This is a genomic window from Heliobacterium chlorum, assembly GCF_014502795.1.
GTDB classification, from domain to species: Bacteria; Bacillota; Desulfitobacteriia; order Heliobacteriales; family Heliobacteriaceae; genus Heliobacterium; species Heliobacterium chlorum.
The window spans coordinates 1-442 of sequence record NZ_JACVHF010000171.1 but is presented as its reverse complement, the minus strand read 5'-3'; the positions used below and the strand labels follow the sequence as shown (position 1 = coordinate 442).

Sequence of the window (442 nt, the reverse complement as noted above, 5' to 3'; positions counted from 1 at the left end):
GGCCCAACGCCAAAGCTACAGCTTCAACAAACTTACTTTCAAAAGATTGGTTCAAAGCCACAATCGCAAGTTTATGTGCTTCTTGACGACCCGCTTTACCACCCTTAAGAATCTCTTCTTTTGCCTCTGTATCAAGCTCATCGTCTTTCATAGACTGCAAAATGTCTAAAATTTCGATATCACTTAAAGATTCAGGAGAATGATCAGTCATGAACTGCCCTTAGACAAAAAAATTGAATCCGACATTTTCGCATAATTCAGAGTGAAAAAGCGAATTTGTTGTGCTTTTCTCTGTGAATATTCTGTTTCACGTATTTTTTTGAGCCATCCCCTTCCAAATCTACTATAGTAAAGGCTATTTTTCTCATACGCTCTTTTTTGACGATGCAATCCAAACAAGTTCAACTGTTACTGCAACAATTAGAGACCCGCTACCCTGCCG

1 protein-coding gene is annotated in these 442 nt (G+C 38.9%); it reads right to left on the bottom strand.

Translation table 11 applies throughout. From position 1 onward, the window contains the following. Nucleotides 1-211, bottom strand: a 211-nt coding sequence (locus H1S01_RS20845) for a hypothetical protein (protein WP_207732454.1), incomplete at its 3' end; no start/stop codon positions are given. Between the last annotated feature and the right edge of the window lie 231 nt (nucleotides 212-442).